Annotated in this window: 30 protein-coding genes and 1 pseudogene; all 31 read left to right on the top strand. The window is 41.0% G+C overall.

Annotation, left to right across the window (positions count from 1 at the left end):
- The first annotated feature begins 50 nt into the window (after positions 1–50).
- On the top strand, positions 51–2,129 hold the full coding sequence (fusA, locus tag EDD69_RS12900) for an elongation factor G (RefSeq protein WP_132949339.1): 2,079 nt from the start codon (positions 51–53) through the stop codon (positions 2,127–2,129).
- A gap of 121 nt (positions 2,130–2,250) precedes the next feature.
- Positions 2,251–3,438 carry an elongation factor Tu gene (tuf, locus tag EDD69_RS12895; protein WP_132949338.1) on the top strand — a complete coding sequence of 396 codons (1,188 nt, stop codon included), beginning with the start codon at positions 2,251–2,253 and terminating at the stop codon, positions 3,436–3,438.
- A gap of 311 nt (positions 3,439–3,749) precedes the next feature.
- Positions 3,750–4,058: a 30S ribosomal protein S10 gene (gene rpsJ / locus EDD69_RS12890; RefSeq protein WP_009361489.1), complete on the top strand. Its 309-nt coding sequence runs from the start codon at positions 3,750–3,752 to the stop codon at positions 4,056–4,058.
- Between the two features lie 25 nt (positions 4,059–4,083).
- Positions 4,084–4,716, top strand: coding sequence for a 50S ribosomal protein L3 (rplC, locus tag EDD69_RS12885; RefSeq protein ID WP_132949337.1), 633 nt, complete (start codon positions 4,084–4,086; stop codon positions 4,714–4,716).
- A 27-nt stretch (positions 4,717–4,743) separates the two neighbouring features.
- The gene (gene rplD / locus EDD69_RS12880) at positions 4,744–5,367 is read left to right on the top strand and encodes a 50S ribosomal protein L4 (protein ID WP_132949336.1); all 624 of its coding nucleotides are present in this window, start codon (positions 4,744–4,746) and stop codon (positions 5,365–5,367) included.
- Positions 5,367–5,654, top strand: coding sequence for a 50S ribosomal protein L23 (gene rplW / locus EDD69_RS12875; RefSeq protein ID WP_132949335.1), 288 nt, complete (start codon positions 5,367–5,369; stop codon positions 5,652–5,654). The genes rplD and rplW overlap by 1 nt, the downstream gene beginning before the upstream one ends.
- A gap of 33 nt (positions 5,655–5,687) precedes the next feature.
- Positions 5,688–6,518, top strand: a complete 831-nt coding sequence (gene rplB / locus EDD69_RS12870) for a 50S ribosomal protein L2 (RefSeq protein ID WP_132949334.1) — start codon at positions 5,688–5,690, stop codon at positions 6,516–6,518.
- 57 nt (positions 6,519–6,575) lie between these two features.
- Entirely contained in the window at positions 6,576–6,854 is a 279-nt protein-coding gene (gene rpsS / locus EDD69_RS12865) for a 30S ribosomal protein S19 (protein ID WP_003247570.1), read from the top strand.
- 20 nt (positions 6,855–6,874) lie between these two features.
- Positions 6,875–7,216, top strand: coding sequence for a 50S ribosomal protein L22 (gene rplV, locus EDD69_RS12860; protein ID WP_132949333.1), 342 nt, complete (start codon positions 6,875–6,877; stop codon positions 7,214–7,216).
- A gap of 3 nt (positions 7,217–7,219) precedes the next feature.
- Positions 7,220–7,876: a 30S ribosomal protein S3 gene (rpsC, locus tag EDD69_RS12855; protein ID WP_132949332.1), complete on the top strand. Its 657-nt coding sequence runs from the start codon at positions 7,220–7,222 to the stop codon at positions 7,874–7,876.
- Between the two features lie 2 nt (positions 7,877–7,878).
- Positions 7,879–8,313 carry a 50S ribosomal protein L16 gene (rplP, locus tag EDD69_RS12850; RefSeq protein WP_132949331.1) on the top strand — a complete coding sequence of 145 codons (435 nt, stop codon included), beginning with the start codon at positions 7,879–7,881 and terminating at the stop codon, positions 8,311–8,313.
- Entirely contained in the window at positions 8,303–8,503 is a 201-nt protein-coding gene (gene rpmC, locus EDD69_RS12845) for a 50S ribosomal protein L29 (protein WP_132949330.1), read from the top strand. The genes rplP and rpmC overlap by 11 nt, the downstream gene beginning before the upstream one ends.
- A gap of 25 nt (positions 8,504–8,528) precedes the next feature.
- Complete coding sequence (gene rpsQ / locus EDD69_RS12840; RefSeq protein ID WP_132949329.1) at positions 8,529–8,792, top strand: 30S ribosomal protein S17; 264 nt, start codon at positions 8,529–8,531, stop codon at positions 8,790–8,792.
- A gap of 47 nt (positions 8,793–8,839) precedes the next feature.
- Positions 8,840–9,208 (top strand): 50S ribosomal protein L14, encoded by a 369-nt coding sequence (gene rplN / locus EDD69_RS12835; protein WP_132949328.1) that lies wholly within the window; start codon positions 8,840–8,842, stop codon positions 9,206–9,208.
- 37 nt (positions 9,209–9,245) lie between these two features.
- A complete protein-coding gene (gene rplX / locus EDD69_RS12830; protein WP_132949327.1) occupies positions 9,246–9,557 on the top strand; it encodes a 50S ribosomal protein L24 in 312 nt (103 codons plus the stop codon).
- 29 nt (positions 9,558–9,586) lie between these two features.
- Entirely contained in the window at positions 9,587–10,126 is a 540-nt protein-coding gene (gene rplE / locus EDD69_RS12825; protein WP_132949326.1) for a 50S ribosomal protein L5, read from the top strand.
- Between the two features lie 34 nt (positions 10,127–10,160).
- Entirely contained in the window at positions 10,161–10,346 is a 186-nt protein-coding gene (locus tag EDD69_RS12820) for a type Z 30S ribosomal protein S14 (protein WP_003247599.1), read from the top strand.
- Between the two features lie 33 nt (positions 10,347–10,379).
- The gene (rpsH, locus tag EDD69_RS12815) at positions 10,380–10,778 is read left to right on the top strand and encodes a 30S ribosomal protein S8 (protein WP_111646128.1); all 399 of its coding nucleotides are present in this window, start codon (positions 10,380–10,382) and stop codon (positions 10,776–10,778) included.
- 29 nt (positions 10,779–10,807) lie between these two features.
- Positions 10,808–11,344 carry a 50S ribosomal protein L6 gene (rplF, locus tag EDD69_RS12810; protein ID WP_132949325.1) on the top strand — a complete coding sequence of 179 codons (537 nt, stop codon included), beginning with the start codon at positions 10,808–10,810 and terminating at the stop codon, positions 11,342–11,344.
- Between the two features lie 32 nt (positions 11,345–11,376).
- Positions 11,377–11,739 (top strand): 50S ribosomal protein L18, encoded by a 363-nt coding sequence (gene rplR, locus EDD69_RS12805; RefSeq protein WP_132949324.1) that lies wholly within the window; start codon positions 11,377–11,379, stop codon positions 11,737–11,739.
- Positions 11,740–11,758: 19 nt separating this feature from the next.
- The gene (rpsE, locus tag EDD69_RS12800; protein WP_132949323.1) at positions 11,759–12,259 is read left to right on the top strand and encodes a 30S ribosomal protein S5; all 501 of its coding nucleotides are present in this window, start codon (positions 11,759–11,761) and stop codon (positions 12,257–12,259) included.
- A 14-nt stretch (positions 12,260–12,273) separates the two neighbouring features.
- Complete coding sequence (rpmD, locus tag EDD69_RS12795) at positions 12,274–12,462, top strand: 50S ribosomal protein L30 (RefSeq protein WP_132949322.1); 189 nt, start codon at positions 12,274–12,276, stop codon at positions 12,460–12,462.
- A gap of 14 nt (positions 12,463–12,476) precedes the next feature.
- On the top strand, positions 12,477–12,917 hold the full coding sequence (gene rplO / locus EDD69_RS12790; protein WP_132949321.1) for a 50S ribosomal protein L15: 441 nt from the start codon (positions 12,477–12,479) through the stop codon (positions 12,915–12,917).
- Entirely contained in the window at positions 12,917–14,209 is a 1,293-nt protein-coding gene (gene secY, locus EDD69_RS12785; RefSeq protein ID WP_132949320.1) for a preprotein translocase subunit SecY, read from the top strand. The genes rplO and secY overlap by 1 nt, the downstream gene beginning before the upstream one ends.
- Positions 14,210–14,265: 56 nt before the next feature.
- Positions 14,266–14,916, top strand: a complete 651-nt coding sequence (locus EDD69_RS12780; RefSeq protein WP_132949319.1) for an adenylate kinase — start codon at positions 14,266–14,268, stop codon at positions 14,914–14,916.
- Positions 14,916–15,662 carry a type I methionyl aminopeptidase gene (gene map, locus EDD69_RS12775; protein ID WP_132949318.1) on the top strand — a complete coding sequence of 249 codons (747 nt, stop codon included), beginning with the start codon at positions 14,916–14,918 and terminating at the stop codon, positions 15,660–15,662. The genes EDD69_RS12780 and map overlap by 1 nt, the downstream gene beginning before the upstream one ends.
- A 137-nt stretch (positions 15,663–15,799) precedes the next feature.
- On the top strand, positions 15,800–16,018 hold the full coding sequence (gene infA, locus EDD69_RS12770; protein WP_003247618.1) for a translation initiation factor IF-1: 219 nt from the start codon (positions 15,800–15,802) through the stop codon (positions 16,016–16,018).
- 29 nt (positions 16,019–16,047) lie between these two features.
- Positions 16,048–16,161 carry a 50S ribosomal protein L36 gene (gene rpmJ / locus EDD69_RS12765; RefSeq protein WP_000868344.1) on the top strand — a complete coding sequence of 38 codons (114 nt, stop codon included), beginning with the start codon at positions 16,048–16,050 and terminating at the stop codon, positions 16,159–16,161.
- A 21-nt stretch (positions 16,162–16,182) separates the two neighbouring features.
- A complete protein-coding gene (gene rpsM / locus EDD69_RS12760) occupies positions 16,183–16,548 on the top strand; it encodes a 30S ribosomal protein S13 (RefSeq protein ID WP_132949317.1) in 366 nt (121 codons plus the stop codon).
- 25 nt (positions 16,549–16,573) lie between these two features.
- Positions 16,574–16,963 (top strand): 30S ribosomal protein S11, encoded by a 390-nt coding sequence (gene rpsK, locus EDD69_RS12755; protein WP_132949316.1) that lies wholly within the window; start codon positions 16,574–16,576, stop codon positions 16,961–16,963.
- 174 nt (positions 16,964–17,137) lie between these two features.
- Positions 17,138–17,270 (top strand): annotated as a pseudogene (locus EDD69_RS15585) (DNA-directed RNA polymerase subunit alpha); the annotation flags it as partial.

The following is a 17,270-nucleotide window of genomic DNA, read 5'->3' as shown; positions in this document are numbered from 1 at the left end:
AAATAACTTATTATTATGATACTTAATTTAAGGAAGGAGAAAAAATCCATATGGCAAGACAGTTCTCCTTAGAAAACACTCGCAACATTGGAATCATGGCCCACATTGACGCTGGGAAAACAACAACGACTGAGCGTATCCTTTTCTATACTGGACGCGTTCATAAAATCGGTGAAGTTCATGAGGGCGCAGCTACAATGGACTGGATGGAGCAGGAGCAAGAACGTGGTATTACGATCACGTCTGCTGCAACAACTGCTCAATGGAAAGGTCACCGTATTAACATTATCGATACACCAGGACACGTAGACTTTACAGTTGAAGTTGAGCGTTCTTTGCGTGTATTAGACGGTGCTATAGCTGTACTAGATGCTCAATCTGGGGTAGAACCACAAACGGAAACAGTATGGCGCCAAGCGACTACATACGGGGTTCCACGTATTGTATTCGTTAACAAAATGGATAAGATCGGCGCTGATTTCTTATACTCTGTAAAAACGCTTCATGATCGTTTGCAAGCGAATGCGCACCCAGTTCAATTGCCTATCGGTTCTGAAGATCAGTTCTCTGGCATCATCGACCTTGTTGAAATGTGCGCATATCACTATCATGATGAGTTAGGTAAAAACATTGAGCGTATTGAAATTCCTGAAGATTATCGCGACATGGCAGAAGAGTATCGCGGAAAATTGATTGAAGCCGTTGCAGAACTAGATGAAGAGTTAATGATGAAGTACTTAGAAGGAGAAGAAATTACAAACGAAGAGCTAAAAGCAGCTATTCGTAAAGCAACGATTTCTGTTGAATTCTTCCCTGTATTCTGCGGTTCTGCATTTAAAAACAAAGGTGTTCAGTTATTGCTTGACGGAGTTGTTGACTACTTACCTTCTCCAGTGGATATCCCACCAATCAAAGGTGTTAACCCACAAACGGAGGAAGAAGTAGTTCGTGAGTCTCGCGATGACGCACCATTCGCAGCATTAGCGTTCAAGATTATGTCTGACCCTTATGTTGGTAAATTAACATTCTTCCGCGTTTACTCAGGTACATTAGATTCAGGTTCATACGTATTGAACTCAACAAAACGCAAACGTGAACGTATCGGTCGTATCCTACAAATGCACGCGAACCACCGTGAAGAAATTTCAAAAGTATACGCTGGTGACATCGCTGCAGCTGTAGGTTTAAAAGATACAACAACTGGCGATACTTTGTGTGATGAAAAGCACCCTGTTATTTTAGAGTCTATGCAATTCCCAGAGCCAGTTATTCAAATTGCGATTGAGCCAAAATCAAAAGCTGACCAAGATAAGATGAGCACAGCTTTACAAAAACTACAAGAAGAAGACCCAACTTTCCGTGCATGGACAGACCAAGAAACTGGTCAAACAATCATTGCTGGTATGGGTGAGCTTCACCTTGATATTATCGTTGACCGTATGCGTCGCGAATTCAAAGTGGAAGCAAACGTTGGTGCTCCACAAGTAGCATACCGCGAAACATTCCGTAAGACAGCACAAGTTGAAGGTAAATTTGTGCGTCAATCCGGTGGTCGTGGTCAATACGGTCACGTTTGGATCGAATTCTCACCAAACGAAGAAGGAAAAGGCTTCGAGTTTGAAAATGCGATCGTTGGTGGGGTTGTTCCAAAAGAATACATTCCAGCAATTCAAGCTGGTCTTGAAGAAGCAATGCAAAATGGTGTCCTTGCAGGATATCCAATCGTCGATATTAAGGCGAAACTATTTGATGGTTCTTACCATGATGTAGACTCAAGCGAAATGGCATTCAAAATCGCAGCATCTTTAGCACTTAAAAATGCTGCAGCAAAATGTGATCCTGTATTGCTTGAGCCAATCATGAAGGTAGAAGTAATTGTCCCAGAAGAATATTTAGGAGATGTCATGGGAGACATCACTTCTCGCCGCGGTCGCGTAGAAGGCATGGAAGCTCGCGGTAATGCACAAGTTGTACGTGCAATGGTTCCGCTTGCTGAAATGTTTGGATACGCAACTGCATTGCGTTCAAATACTCAAGGACGCGGAACATTCACAATGGTGTTTGACCACTATGAAGAAGTTCCTAAAAACATTGCTGAAGAAATCATTAAAAAAAATAAAGGTGAATAATTGATTTTCAAGCATTGTTCAAGTATAAATACTTATGTAAGACTTGGAAGTGAAGATGCTTGCATTTTCACTTCCGAGCATTCTATATTTTAAAACTTTATAAATTAAGGAGGATATTATAATGGCTAAAGCGAAATTCGAACGTACTAAACCACACGTTAACATTGGTACAATTGGCCACGTTGACCATGGTAAAACAACTTTAACAGCTGCTATTACAACAGTTCTTGCAAAACAAGGTAAAGCAGAAGCGAGAGCTTACGATCAAATCGACGCTGCTCCAGAAGAGCGTGAGCGCGGTATCACAATCTCAACTGCACACGTTGAGTATGAAACAGACAAACGTCACTATGCACACGTTGACTGCCCAGGTCACGCAGACTACGTTAAAAACATGATCACTGGTGCAGCACAAATGGACGGTGCGATCCTTGTAGTATCTGCTGCTGACGGTCCAATGCCACAAACTCGTGAGCACATTCTTCTTTCTCGCCAAGTAGGTGTACCATACATCGTTGTATTCTTAAACAAATGCGATATGGTAGACGATCCAGAATTATTAGAGCTTGTTGAAATGGAAGTTCGTGATCTATTATCTGAATATGACTTCCCTGGAGATGAAGTTCCAGTTATCAAAGGTTCTGCATTAAAAGCGCTTGAAGGAGATCCTGAATGGGAAGCAAAAATCATCGAGCTTATGAATGCTGTTGATGAGTATATCCCAACTCCACAACGCGAAGTCGACAAACCATTCATGATGCCAGTTGAGGACGTATTCTCAATCACTGGTCGTGGTACAGTTGCAACTGGTCGTGTTGAGCGCGGTACGTTAAAAGTTGGTGATGCTGTAGAAATCATCGGTCTTTCTGATGAGCCAAAAACTACAACAGTTACTGGTGTAGAAATGTTCCGCAAACTTCTTGACCAAGCAGAAGCTGGTGACAACATCGGTGCGCTTCTTCGCGGTGTATCCCGTGACGAAGTACAACGTGGTCAAGTATTAGCAAAACCAGGAACAATCACTCCACACACTAAATTCAAAGCGCAAGTTTACGTATTAACTAAAGAAGAAGGTGGACGTCATACTCCATTCTTCTCTAATTACCGTCCACAATTCTACTTCCGTACAACTGACGTAACAGGTATCATCACTCTTCCAGAAGGCGTAGAGATGGTAATGCCTGGCGACAACGTTGAAATGACTGTAGAATTAATCGCGCCAATCGCGATTGAAGAAGGTACAAAATTCTCTATCCGTGAAGGTGGCCGTACAGTAGGCGCAGGTTCTGTATCTGCTATCATTGAGTAATGAATCATGATAAAGGCGGTCTAGTCTAAGCTAGACCGCCATTTTATTGTATAGAGTGATCCTTTTTTACCATAAATAGAAGCAGTCGTTGAAAACCCATTAGATTGTATGTATAATATGGAGAGTGTAGAAAGAAGAAAATAAAAAGCTTGCAATAGACTTTGAAATTATATATAATAATAAACGTTGGTCTTTGACTGCGATGAAGTGGAAGGTTGCTGACACACCCGGCCGCTTTGCCATGGCGAGTGTGAAGGAAATTTCCATGGAGAATGTCTATTTTCAAAATAGGCGAAGAAGGAGGGAAAATAATGGCAAAAGAAAAAATTCGTATTCGTTTAAAAGCTTATGATCATCGAATTCTTGATCAATCTGCAGAGAAAATTGTTGAAACTGCAAAGCGTTCAGGCGCGACTGTATCTGGACCGATTCCGTTACCAACTGAGAGAACGGTTTACACGATTTTGCGTGCGGTTCATAAATACAAAGATTCTCGTGAACAGTTCGAGATGCGCACACATAAACGCTTAATTGACATCGTGAACCCAACTCCACAAACTGTAGACTCTTTAATGCGCCTAGATTTACCGTCTGGTGTCGATATCGAAATTAAACTTTAATGGTTTCGTATAGGAGGTGTGAAAGATGAAAGGAATCTTAGGTAGAAAAATCGGCATGACGCAAGTGTTCGCTGAAAACGGCGATCTTATTCCTGTTACGGTTATTCAAGCGACTCCAAACGTAGTTCTTCAAAAGAAAACGATTGAAAATGACGGTTACGAAGCGATTCAATTAGGTTTTGAAGATTTGCGTGAAAAGTTAGCAAACAAACCGCAAATTGGTCATGCTGCAAAAGCAAACACTACACCTAAGCGCTTCATTCGCGAAATTCGTGGTGTAAATCTTGACGATTACGAAGTAGGTCAAGAAGTAAAAGTTGATATTTTCAGTGAAGGTGAGATTGTAGACGTAACAGGTACGTCTAAAGGTAAAGGATTCCAAGGTGCGATCAAGCGTCATGGACAATCTCGTGGACCAATGTCACACGGTTCTCGTTATCATCGTCGTCCTGGTTCAATGGGTCCGATCGCTCCAAACCGTGTATTCAAATCAAAAGAACTTCCAGGTCGCATGGGTGGCCAACGTGTAACAGTACAAAACTTAAAAGTTGTGAAAGTGGATACTGAACGCAACTTAATCCTTATTAAAGGAAATGTACCTGGTCCAAACAAAGGACTTGTCATTATTAAAAGTGCGGTTAAAGCGAAAGCGAAATAATTTCTTTAAGAAAGGAGGATTTAACCAATGCCAAAAGTAGCATTGTATAACCAAAACGGAGAGAATATCGGTGAGATTGAATTAAATGATTCCGTATTTGGTATTGAACCGAATAAATATGTTTTATTTGAAGCGGTAATTATGCAACGTGCTTCCTTACGTCAAGGAACTCACAAAACAAAAAATCGTGCAGAAGTGAGCGGCGGTGGACGCAAACCATGGCGTCAAAAAGGTACTGGACGCGCTCGTCAAGGATCGATTCGTGCACCTCAATGGCGCGGTGGTGGTGTTGTATTTGGTCCAGTTCCACGCAGCTACAGCTACAAATTACCTAAAAAAGTTCGTCGTTTAGCAATTAAATCTGCATTATCTTCTAAGGTGCTTGAAAATAATATCGTTGTTTTAGACAACTTAACAATTGAAGCGCCAAAAACAAAAGAAATGGTTAAAATTTTAAATAACCTTTCAGTAGATCGCAAAGCGTTAATCGTTACAGCGGATGTAAACGAAAACGTGATGCTTTCAGCTCGCAACATTCCGGGTGTAACAGTTGTTACAGCAAACGGAATCAATGTTCTTGATGTACTCAACCACGACAAGCTTGTGATTACAAAAGCTGCGGTGGAAAAAGTAGAGGAGGTGCTTGCATAATGAAAGATCCTCGCGATATTATTAAGCGCCCCGTCATCACTGAGCGTTCAACTGAATTAATGGCTCAAAAAAAATATACATTTGAAGTTGATGTAAAAGCAAATAAAACAGAAGTAAAAGATGCGATTGAAGCTATTTTTGGCGTGAAAGTAGCGAAAGTGAACATCATGAACTACAAAGGAAAAGTCAAACGTGTTGGTCGCTACAGCGGTTTAACAAATCGCCGTCGCAAAGCGATTGTTACATTAACGCCAGATAGCAAAGAGATCGAACTTTTTGAAGTATAGTTTATAGTTTAAAAGCGAAGGAGGGAAACAAACATGGCGATTAAAAAATATAAGCCGACGTCAAACGGTCGTCGTGGTATGACAGTTCTTGACTTCTCAGAAATCACAACGGATCAACCGGAAAAATCGTTGCTTGCGCCATTAAAGAAAAAAGCTGGTCGCAACAACCAAGGGAAAATTACAGTACGTCATCAAGGTGGCGGTCATAAACGTCAATATCGTATTATTGACTTTAAACGTGATAAAGATGGCATTCCAGGACGCGTTGCTACAATCGAGTATGATCCAAACCGTTCCGCAAACATTGCATTAATTCATTATGCAGACGGTGAAAAACGTTATATTATTGCTCCGAAAAACCTTAAAGTAGGCATGGAAATCATGTCTGGACCAAATGCGGACATTAAAGTAGGTAACGCATTGCCACTTGAAAATATTCCTGTTGGTACATTAATACACAACATTGAATTAAAACCAGGAAAAGGCGGACAATTGGTTCGCGCTGCTGGTACATCTGCGCAAGTGCTTGGTAAAGAAGGAAAATATGTACTTGTTCGTTTAGCATCTGGCGAAGTTCGCATGATTTTAGGAACTTGCCGTGCAACAGTTGGAGAAGTAGGTAACGAACAACATGAACTTGTAAACATCGGTAAAGCAGGTCGTGCACGTTGGTTAGGAATTCGTCCTACTGTTCGCGGTTCTGTAATGAACCCAGTGGATCACCCACATGGTGGTGGTGAAGGTAAAGCACCAATCGGACGTAAGTCACCAATGACTCCATGGGGTAAACCGACACTTGGATTCAAGACTCGCAAGAAGAAAAATAAATCTGATAAATTTATCGTACGTCGTCGTAAAAAATAACGGGGTTGAGCTACGGTTCAAAAGAACCGTAGAACAATCACGAAAGGAGGTTCATTTATGGGTCGCAGCTTGAAAAAAGGTCCTTTTTGTGATGAACACTTAATGAAAAAAATTGAGAAATTAAATGAAACTGGACAAAAACAAGTGATTAAAACTTGGTCTCGTCGTTCAACAATCTTCCCACAATTTGTCGGTCATACAATTGCAGTGTATGATGGACGTAAACATGTTCCAGTTTACATCACAGAGGACATGGTAGGTCACAAGCTCGGTGAATTCGCGCCAACACGCACGTTCAGAGGTCATGCTGGCGACGATAAGAAAACAAAACGTTAATATGAGAGGAGGCTTAACTTATGCAAGCTAAAGCTGTTGCGAGAACAGTTCGTATTGCTCCTCGTAAAGCTCGTTTAGTCATTGATTTAATTCGAGGAAAGCAAGTAAGTGAAGCAGTAGCGATTCTTCGTCACACTCCAAAAGCTGCTTCTCCGATCATTGAAAAAGTATTAAAATCTGCTGTAGCTAACGCAGAGCATAACTATGACATGGATGTAAACAAATTAGTGATTACAGAAGCATACGTTGATGAAGGTCCAACATTAAAACGTTTCCGCCCTCGTGCAATGGGTCGTGCAAGCGCAATTAATAAACGCACAAGCCATATTACGATCGTGGTTTCAGAAAAGAAGGAGGGATAATCAGTGGGTCAAAAGGTAAATCCAATCGGTCTGCGCATCGGTATTATCCGTGACTGGGAATCAAGATGGTACGCTGAAAAAGATTATGCGGACCTTTTGCTTGAAGATCTTAAAATTCGTGAATACCTTACAAAACGCTTAAGTGATGCAGCGGTTTCTCGAATCGAAATTGAGCGTGCAGCAAACCGTGTTAATATCATCATCCATACAGCAAAACCAGGTATGGTTATCGGTAAAGGTGGCTCTGAAGTTGAAGCGCTTCGTAAAGCGTTAAACGAATTAACTGGCAAACGTGTTCATATTAACATCGTTGAAATTAAGAAGCCAGACTTAGAAGCGAAGTTAGTAGCGGAAAACATCGCTCGTCAAATTGAAAATCGCGTATCGTTCCGTCGTGCGCAAAAACAAGCGATTCAACGTGCAATGCGCGCAGGAGCAAAAGGAATTAAAACGATGGTTTCTGGTCGTTTAGGCGGAGCAGATATTGCTCGTTCTGAACATTACAGTGAAGGAACAGTTCCACTTCATACTCTTCGTGCTGACATCGATTATGCAACTGCAGAAGCAGATACAACATACGGAAAAATCGGTGTTAAAGTATGGATCTACCGTGGAGAGGTCCTTCCTACTAAAAAGAAAACTGAGGAAGGAGGAAATTAATCATGTTAATGCCAAAACGTGTAAAATATCGTCGTGAACATCGCGGTCGTTTGAAAGGTCGTGCAAAAGGCGGTACAGAAGTACACTTTGGTGAGTACGGTTTACAAGCTTTAGAGCCAGCTTGGATTACAAACCGTCAAATCGAGGCTGCTCGTCGTGCAATGACTCGTTATATGAAACGTGGCGGTAAAGTATGGATTAAAATTTTCCCTTCAAAACCATACACAGCAAAACCACTTGAAGTGCGCATGGGTTCCGGTAAAGGTGCTCCTGAAGGTTGGGTAGCAGTTGTAAAACCTGGTAAAGTTATGTTTGAAGTTGCTGGAGTTTCTGAAGAAGTAGCACGTGAAGCATTGCGTCTTGCTTCTCACAAACTTCCAATCAAATGTAAATTCGTAAAACGTGAAGAAATTGGTGGTGAATCTAATGAAAGCTAAAGAAATTCGCGAGCTTACCACTGCCGAAATTGAACAAAAAATTAAAGCGTTAAAAGAAGAGTTATTCAACCTTCGCTTCCAATTAGCAACAGGTCAATTGGAAAACACTGCGCGTATTCGTGAAGTGCGTAAAACAATCGCTCGTATGAAAACAATTATTCGCGAAAGAGAGATCGCTGCTAATAAATAATTAATCTCGAGAGGAGGTTCGCACAATGAGTGAACGCAATAACCGCAAAGTTTACGTTGGCCGTGTTGTGTCTGACAAAATGGATAAAACAATCACGGTCCTTGTAGAAACTTACAAAAAACATCCTCTTTACGGTAAGCGCGTAAAGTATTCTAAAAAATATAAAGCTCACGATGAAAACAACGTAGCAAAAGTGGGCGATATCGTAAAAATTATGGAAACTCGTCCTCTTTCTGCGACAAAACGTTTCCGTTTAGTAGAAATTGTTGAAAAAGCAGTTATTGTTTAATGATAACGTTCGGATCGGTTATACAATTCCGAAAGGAGGTTTCGTAGATGATTCAACAAGAATCTCGTATGAAAGTTGCTGATAACTCTGGTGCACGTGAAGTGCTTGTCATTAAAGTATTAGGTGGCTCAGGTCGTCGTTACGCAAACATCGGTGATGTTGTTGTAGCAACAGTTAAAGACGCAACACCAGGTGGCGTTGTTAAAAAAGGTCAAGTTGTAAAAGCTGTTGTGGTACGTACAAAACGTGGCGTGCGTCGTTCTGACGGTTCTTATATCCGCTTTGACGAAAATGCTTGCGTGATTATTCGTGACGATAAAAGCCCACGCGGAACTCGTATCTTCGGACCTGTTGCGCGTGAATTACGTGACAAAGACTTCATGAAAATCATTTCTCTAGCTCCAGAAGTTATTTAATGAAAAGCAAAAAGCCTTTTAAGGAGGTGCGATTCAGATGCATGTAAAAAAAGGTGATAAAGTACAAGTAATCGCTGGCAAAGACAAAGGAAAACAAGGCGTTATCCTTGCAGCGTTTCCTAAGAAAAACCGAGTGCTTGTTGAAGGTGTCAATATCGTTAAAAAACATGTGAAGCCATCTCAAGCAAATCCACAAGGCGGCATCATTAGCACAGAGGCACCTATTCACGTATCAAACGTTATGCCTTTAGACCCTAAAACAGGAGAGCCAACTCGCGTAGGATACAAAATTGTAGATGGTAAAAAAGTTCGCTATGCGAAAAAATCCGGTGAAATTTTAGATAAATAATGAAGTGATTTAGGAAGGGAGGTACTCAAATGAACCGCCTTAAAGAAAAGTATTTGAAAGAAGTTGTCCCTGCTCTGATGAGCAAGTTTAACTACAAATCTGTTATGCAAGTTCCAAAAATCGAAAAAATCGTCATCAACATGGGTGTTGGTGATGCTGTACAAAATCCAAAAGCATTAGATAGCGCTGTTGAAGAATTAGCGTTAATTTCCGGTCAAAAACCAGTTGTTACTCGTGCGAAAAAATCAATCGCTGGTTTCCGTCTTCGTGCAGGTATGCCGATCGGTGCAAAAGTTACGCTTCGCGGTGAACGCATGTATGAGTTTTTCGATAAATTAGTTTCTGTTTCTTTACCACGTGTCCGTGACTTCCGCGGGGTTTCTAAAAAATCATTCGATGGCCGTGGAAACTACACATTAGGTATTAAAGAGCAACTCATCTTCCCTGAAATTGATTACGATAAAGTAAATAAAGTTCGCGGTATGGATATCGTAATCGTTACAACAGCAAAAACAGATGAAGAAGCTCGTGAATTGCTTGCATTGCTCGGTATGCCATTCCAAAAATAATGATTCCCAATCGTAAAAAGAGGGAGGCGAAAACGTGGCTAAAAAATCAATGATTGCGAAACAAAAACGCACACCAAAGTTTAAAGTGCGTGCCTACACTCGTTGTGAGCGTTGCGGTCGTCCGCATTCTGTATACCGCAAATTTAAACTTTGCCGTATTTGTTTCCGTGAATTAGCATATAAAGGTCAACTTCCAGGCATTAAAAAAGCAAGCTGGTAATAAACCCATGAATTGGGAAGGAGGTAAAACATAATGGTGATGACAGATCCAATTGCAGATATGCTTACTCGCATTCGTAATGCGAACATGGTACGTCACGAGAAACTTGAAGTTCCTGCTTCTAAAATTAAGAGAGAAATCGCTGAAATTTTAAAGCGTGAAGGTTTCATTCGTGATGTAGAATACATTGAAGACAATAAACAAGGTATCCTCCGTATTTTCTTAAAATACGGTCCAAATAATGAACGTGTTATTACTGGTCTTAAACGTATTAGCAAACCTGGTTTGCGCGTTTATGCAAAAGCTCACGAAGTACCTCGTGTATTAAATGGTTTAGGAATCGCAATTCTTTCTACTTCTCAAGGTATTTTGACAGATAAAGAAGCGCGTCAAAAAGGCACTGGCGGCGAAGTATTAGCGTATATTTGGTAATTAGTTTGCTACGAATGGAGGTGTAATGCATGTCACGTGTTGGTAAAAAACCATTGGAAATCCCTGCTGGTGTTACAGTTACAGTGAACGGTAACACTGTCACTGTAAAAGGTCCGAAAGGTGAACTTACTCGTACTTTCCATCCTGATATGACAATTAAATTAGAAGGAAACGTTTTAACAGTTGAACGTCCAAGCGATGAAAAACTACATCGCGCGCTTCACGGTACAACTCGTAGCCTTTTAGCAAACATGGTCGAAGGTGTTTCAAAAGGCTATGAAAAAGCGCTTGAGCTTGTTGGGGTTGGTTACCGTGCTTCAAAACAAGGTAAAAAACTAGTATTGAACGTCGGTTACTCTCACCCTGTTGAAATCGAACCTGAAGAAGGATTGGAAATCGAAGTTCCAGCACAAACAAAAATCATCGTTAAAGGTGCAGACAAACAACGCGTTGGTGAATTAGCAGCAAAAATTCGTGCAGTGCGTGCTCCAGAACCTTATAAAGGAAAAGGAATTCGCTACGAAGGTGAAGTTGTTCGTCTTAAAGAAGGTAAAACAGGTAAATAATGCTGCTTAGGTAAATGAAAGGAGTGACAAGAATGATCACGAAGCTTGATAGAAATGCAGTTCGTAAAAAAAGACATGCGCGTGTTCGTCGAAAAGTATTTGGAACTGCTGAACGTCCTCGTTTAAATGTGTTTCGTTCAAACAAGCACATTTATGCTCAAGTTATCGATGATGTAAAAGCAGTGACTCTTGTGAGCGCATCTACGTTGGATAAAGAATTTGATTTAGAATCTACTGGAAACATTGAAGCAGCTAAAAAAGTTGGCGAATTAGTTGCAAAACGTGCGTTAGAAAAAGGTATTAAAAAGGTTGTTTTCGACCGCGGTGGATACTTATACCATGGACGTGTAAAAGCACTTGCAGACGCTGCTCGTGAAGTTGGATTAGAATTCTAATTAAAAAGGAGGGACAGAGATGCGTCGCATTGATCCAAACAAACTTGAACTTGAAGAACGTGTTGTTGCCGTTAACCGCGTAGCGAAGGTAGTTAAAGGTGGACGTCGTTTCCGTTTTGCTGCTTTAGTCGTTGTAGGCGACCGTAACGGACATGTTGGTTTCGGAACAGGGAAAGCTCAAGAGGTTCCAGATGCTATCCGCAAAGCAATTGAAGATGCTAAGAAAAACTTAATCACTGTGCCAATCGTTGGTACAACAATCCCACACGAAGTAATCGGTCATTTCGGAGCAGGAGAAATCATCTTAAAACCAGCTTCTGAAGGTACGGGAGTTATCGCTGGTGGTCCTGCTCGTGCGGTATTAGAGTTAGCAGGTATTAGCGACATTCTATCTAAGTCAATCGGTTCAAACACACCGATTAACATGGTACGTGCAACAATCGATGGCTTAAAACAATTAAAACGTGCGGAAGATGTAGCAAGATTGCGCGGTAAAACAGTTGAGGAACTGTTAGGATAAGGGAGGGAAAAACAATGGCGAAAAAATTAGCAATTACCCTCACTCGAAGCGTCATCGGTCGTCCACAAGACCAACGTATTACTGTAAGAACATTAGGCTTACGCAAATTACATCAAACGGTTGTTCATAACGACAATCCAGCGATTCGCGGAATGATTAACAAAGTTTCTCACCTTGTAACAGTGAAAGAATTAGAAGAATAAGGAGGTGCCTTGGAATGAAACTTCATGAATTAAAGCCAGCACCAGGTTCGCGCAAAGAACGTAACCGTGTTGGTCGTGGTATCGGCTCTGGTAACGGAAAAACTTCTGGTAGAGGTCACAAAGGTCAAAACGCTCGTTCTGGCGGCGGTGTAAGAATTGGCTTTGAAGGTGGTCAAACTCCTTTATTCCGCCGTTTACCAAAACGCGGTTTCACAAACATTCATCGTAAAGAATATGCAATTGTTAACCTTGAAGCATTAAACCGCTTCGAAGATGGTACAGAAGTAACACCAGAACTTTTACTTGAAACAGGTGTTATTAGCAAATTAAAAGCTGGCGTAAAAGTTCTTGGTGACGGTGAGATTACAAAGAAATTAACAGTTAAAGCACATAAGTTCTCTGCTTCAGCAAAAGAAGCGATTGAAGCTGTCGGCGGTAAAACTGAGGTGATTTAATGTTTCAAACAATCTCCAATTTTATGCGCGTGGGTGATATAAGAAGAAAAATTATTTTCACCCTTCTTATGTTAATCGTTTTTCGCATCGGCACATTCATTCCTGTTCCCAATGTGAATGCCGATGTGTTAAAAATGCAAGATCAATTTAATGCGTTCGGTGTATTAAATACGTTCGGCGGCGGAGCTTTACAAAACTTCTCCATTTTTGCCATGGGGGTTATGCCTTATATTACAGCATCCATCATTGTTCAACTATTGCAGATGGATGTCGTTCCTAAATTTACGGAATGGTCCAAGCAAGGAGAAGTGGGCCGGCGCAAGTTAGCTCAGTTTACCCGCTACTTTACAGTTGTGCTTGGATTTATCCAAGCGCTCGCTATGTCTTATGGTTTTAACAATATTGCAGGAGGCATGCTCATTAAGAATCCAGGAATACCGACGTATCTTTTAATCGCGACGGTATTAACAGCTGGTACGGCTTTCTTAATGTGGCTTGGTGAGCAAATTACTGCAAAAGGCGTTGGAAACGGAATATCGATTCTCATCTTCGCGGGAATCGTTTCAGGAATTCCAACGACATTAAACCAAATTTATGTTCAACAATTTGAAAATGCCGGCGATCAACTGTTCTTGCGCATTGTTACAGTTTTGTTAATCGCCTTGGCTGTGGTTGCTGTTATTGTTGGCGTCATTTATATGCAGCAGGCGCTTCGTAAAATTCCTATTCAGTACGCAAAACGCTTAGAAGGACGCAGTCCAGTAGGTGGTCATTCTACGCATTTACCGTTAAAAGTGAATCCGGCCGGCGTTATTCCGGTCATCTTTGCGGTATCGTTTATTATTACTCCACCGACGATTGCATCGTTTTTCGGCTCAAATGATGTAACATTGTGGATTAAAAAAGTTTTTGACTATACACAACCAGTTGGTATGATCATTTATGTAGCATTGATCATTGCTTTTACGTACTTTTACGCGTTTGTTCAAGTCAATCCTGAACAAATGGCTGACAATTTGAAAAAGCAAGGTGGTTACATCCCAGGTATACGTCCAGGAAAGAATACACAAGAATTCGTTACACGCGTTTTGTATCGACTTACATTTGTTGGCTCTCTATTCTTAGCAGCAATTGCTGTTCTTCCTGTCTTTTTCGTTAAATTTGCTCAACTACCGCCTTCTGCTCAAATTGGAGGAACAAGCTTGCTCATCGTTGTGGGAGTAGCGCTTGAAACGATGAAGCAGCTTGAAAGTCAGTTAGTCAAACGTCATTATAGAGGCTTTATTAAATAAGAGGTGTTGGGGAATTTTATTCCCTCTACCTCGCATAGAGCTGAGGGGGAGAAATGATGAATCTAGTATTAATGGGTCTGCCAGGTGCCGGAAAAGGTACACAAGCAGAAAAGATCGTTGAGAAATACAAAATTCCTCATATTTCTACAGGTGATATGTTTCGCGCTGCGATAAAAGAAGGAACGGAGCTGGGATTGCAAGCGAAGTCGTACATGGATCGAGGCGACCTCGTTCCAGATGAAGTAACGATCGGTATTGTCCGTGAAAGATTAAGTAAAGAAGACTGCCAAAAAGGCTTTTTACTTGATGGCTTCCCACGGACGGTAGCACAAGCAGAAGCGCTTGAGCAACTTCTTTCCGATTTAAACCGCTCGATCGACTATGTTATTAACATTGAAGTCGATAAAAATATTTTAATGGAGCGTTTAACAGGTAGAAGAATTTGTAAAGAATGTGGAGCTACCTATCATCTCGTGTTTAATCCGCCTAGCCAAGCAGGCGTTTGCGATAAATGTGGCGGTGAACTTTATCAACGTGCGGATGATAATGAGGAAACTGTTGCGAATCGTCTTGAAGTCAATTTAAAACAAACGCAGCCTTTGCTTGAGTTTTATCAAGAAAAAGGATATTTGCGCAATATTGATGGACAGCAAGAAATTGAAAAAGTGTTTGCTGATATTTGCGAACTACTTGGGGGCTTAGAGTAATGATCATTTGCAAAACCCCACGCGAAATTGAAATTATGCGTGAAGCTGGACGAATTGTCGCATTAACTCATCAAGAATTAAAAAAATATATCCAGCCAGGAATTACAACAAAAGAACTGGATCATATTGCTGAAACGTTTATTCGTAAACATGGTGCAATTCCTTCATTTAAAGGATATAATGGATTCCGTGGAAGCATTTGTACTTCAGTAAATGAAGAGCTCGTTCATGGAATTCCCGGCGACCGTGTTCTTCGTGAAGGAGACATCATCAGCATTGATATTGGCGCGAAATATAATGGTTATCACGGGGATTCTGCTTGGACGTATCCTGTTGGTAAAATCTCTGAAGAAGCACAAAAGCTTCTAGATGTAACGGAAGAAGCTTTATATCGTGGATTGCAAGAAGCAAAACCTGGCGCCCGTTTGACCAACATTTCTCACGCGATTCAAACGTATGTAGAAGCACATAATTTTTCGGTCGTGCGTGAGTATGTTGGGCATGGAATTGGTCAAGACTTACATGAAGATCCGCAAATTCCACATTATGGTCCGCCTAACAAAGGACCACGGTTAAAGCCAGGAATGGTTCTTTGCATTGAGCCAATGGTCAATGCGGGAAGTCGTTATGTTCGAACGTTGGAGGACAACTGGACAGTTGTTACTGTGGATGGAAAGTTGTGTGCACACTTTGAGCACACCATTGCCATTACCGAAACCGGATATGAGATTTTAACCACACTTTAACTTGCTGAAATTTTGAACGCTTTAGCCTTCTTGCGGATAAAAATCAATGTGAGTTCGCTTTGAATTACTTTAAAAACTGGTCGTGTATTTAAATACTAATAAACATGTTACTCATTTAAAGAAGGGAGAGCCGTTCAATGGCGAAAGACGATGTAATTGAAGTGGAAGGTACAGTCGTTGAAACATTACCAAATGCAATGTTCCGTGTAGAACTTGAAAATGGACATACGGTTTTAGCCCATGTATCCGGTAAAATTCGCATGCATTTTATTCGCATTTTACCTGGTGACAAAGTAACGGTTGAATTATCACCATATGATTTAACACGTGGAAGAATTACGTATCGATATAAATAACACTCCGTGCTAACAAGGAGGTAAGACTCATGAAAGTAAGACCATCCGTAAAACCGATTTGCGAAAAATGCAAAGTTATTCGCAGACGTGGAAAAGTTATGGTTATTTGCGAAAATCCAAAACATAAGCAAAAACAAGGATAAACTTGAGGAGGTGTATATAACATGGCACGTATTGCAGGTGTAGATATCCCTCGTGATAAACGTGTAGTCATTTCATTAACATACATTTACGGTATCGGTAAATCAACTGCAAAAAAAATCTTAGCGGAAGCTGGCGTATCTGAAGATACTCGCGTTCGCGATCTAACAGAAGAAGAATTAGGAAAAATTCGTGAAATCGTTGGTCGTCTAAAAGTAGAAGGAGATCTTCGTCGTGAAGTATCTTTAAACATTAAACGTTTAATGGAGATCGGTTGCTATCGTGGTCTTCGTCATCGTCGCGGTTTACCAGTTCGTGGCCAAAATACGAAAAACAATGCTCGTACACGTAAAGGTCCACGTCGTACAGTAGCGAACAAGAAAAAATAATTGAGTAAAGGAGGTCAATGGACGAATGGCACGTAAAACAAATACGCGTAAACGTCGTGTAAAAAAGAATATTGAAACAGGTATCGCACATATTCGTTCAACGTTTAACAACACAATCGTAACAATTACAGACGTTCATGGAAACGCAATTGCTTGGTCAAGCGCTGGTGCATTAGGCTTCAAAGGTTCTCGTAAATCTACTCCATTCGCGGCACAAATGGCTGCAGAAGCTGCGGCAAAAGCTTCTATGGAGCATGGTATGAAAACTGTTGAAGTGAACGTAAAAGGTCCGGGTGCTGGTCGTGAAGCAGCAATTCGTGCGCTTCAAGCTGCAGGATTAGAAATTACAGCTATTAGAGATGTTACGCCGGTTCCACACAACGGATGCCGTCCGCCAAAACGTCGACGTGTATAATTTCTCTGTATAGAATTTGTCTAATTGTCAATAATGGGATATGGTTAGTCAATTCTTGCAGAGAAATTAAAAACAGTTGTTGTGCACATTCGGGAATTTATTCATTGGGGAATTTCGATTGAGCTTGTTGCGGGTTTAATCGGGGTTTCGACGTTTTGAAGGAGGGTTAATTAAATGATTGAAATCGAGAAGCCAAAAATCGAAACGGTTGAAATCAGCGAAGATGCCATGTATGGCATATTCGTCGTTGAACCTCTTGAGAGTGGATTTGGTTCATCTTTGGGTAACTCCTTACGTCGTATCCTAT

Origin of the sequence: Thermolongibacillus altinsuensis (assembly GCF_004341205.1) — a bacterium.
In the GTDB taxonomy this organism is placed as follows: domain Bacteria; phylum Bacillota; class Bacilli; order Bacillales; family Anoxybacillaceae; genus Thermolongibacillus; species Thermolongibacillus altinsuensis.
The sequence above is the reverse complement of the archived record's forward strand: the minus strand, read 5'-3'. Positions and strand labels throughout refer to the sequence as shown.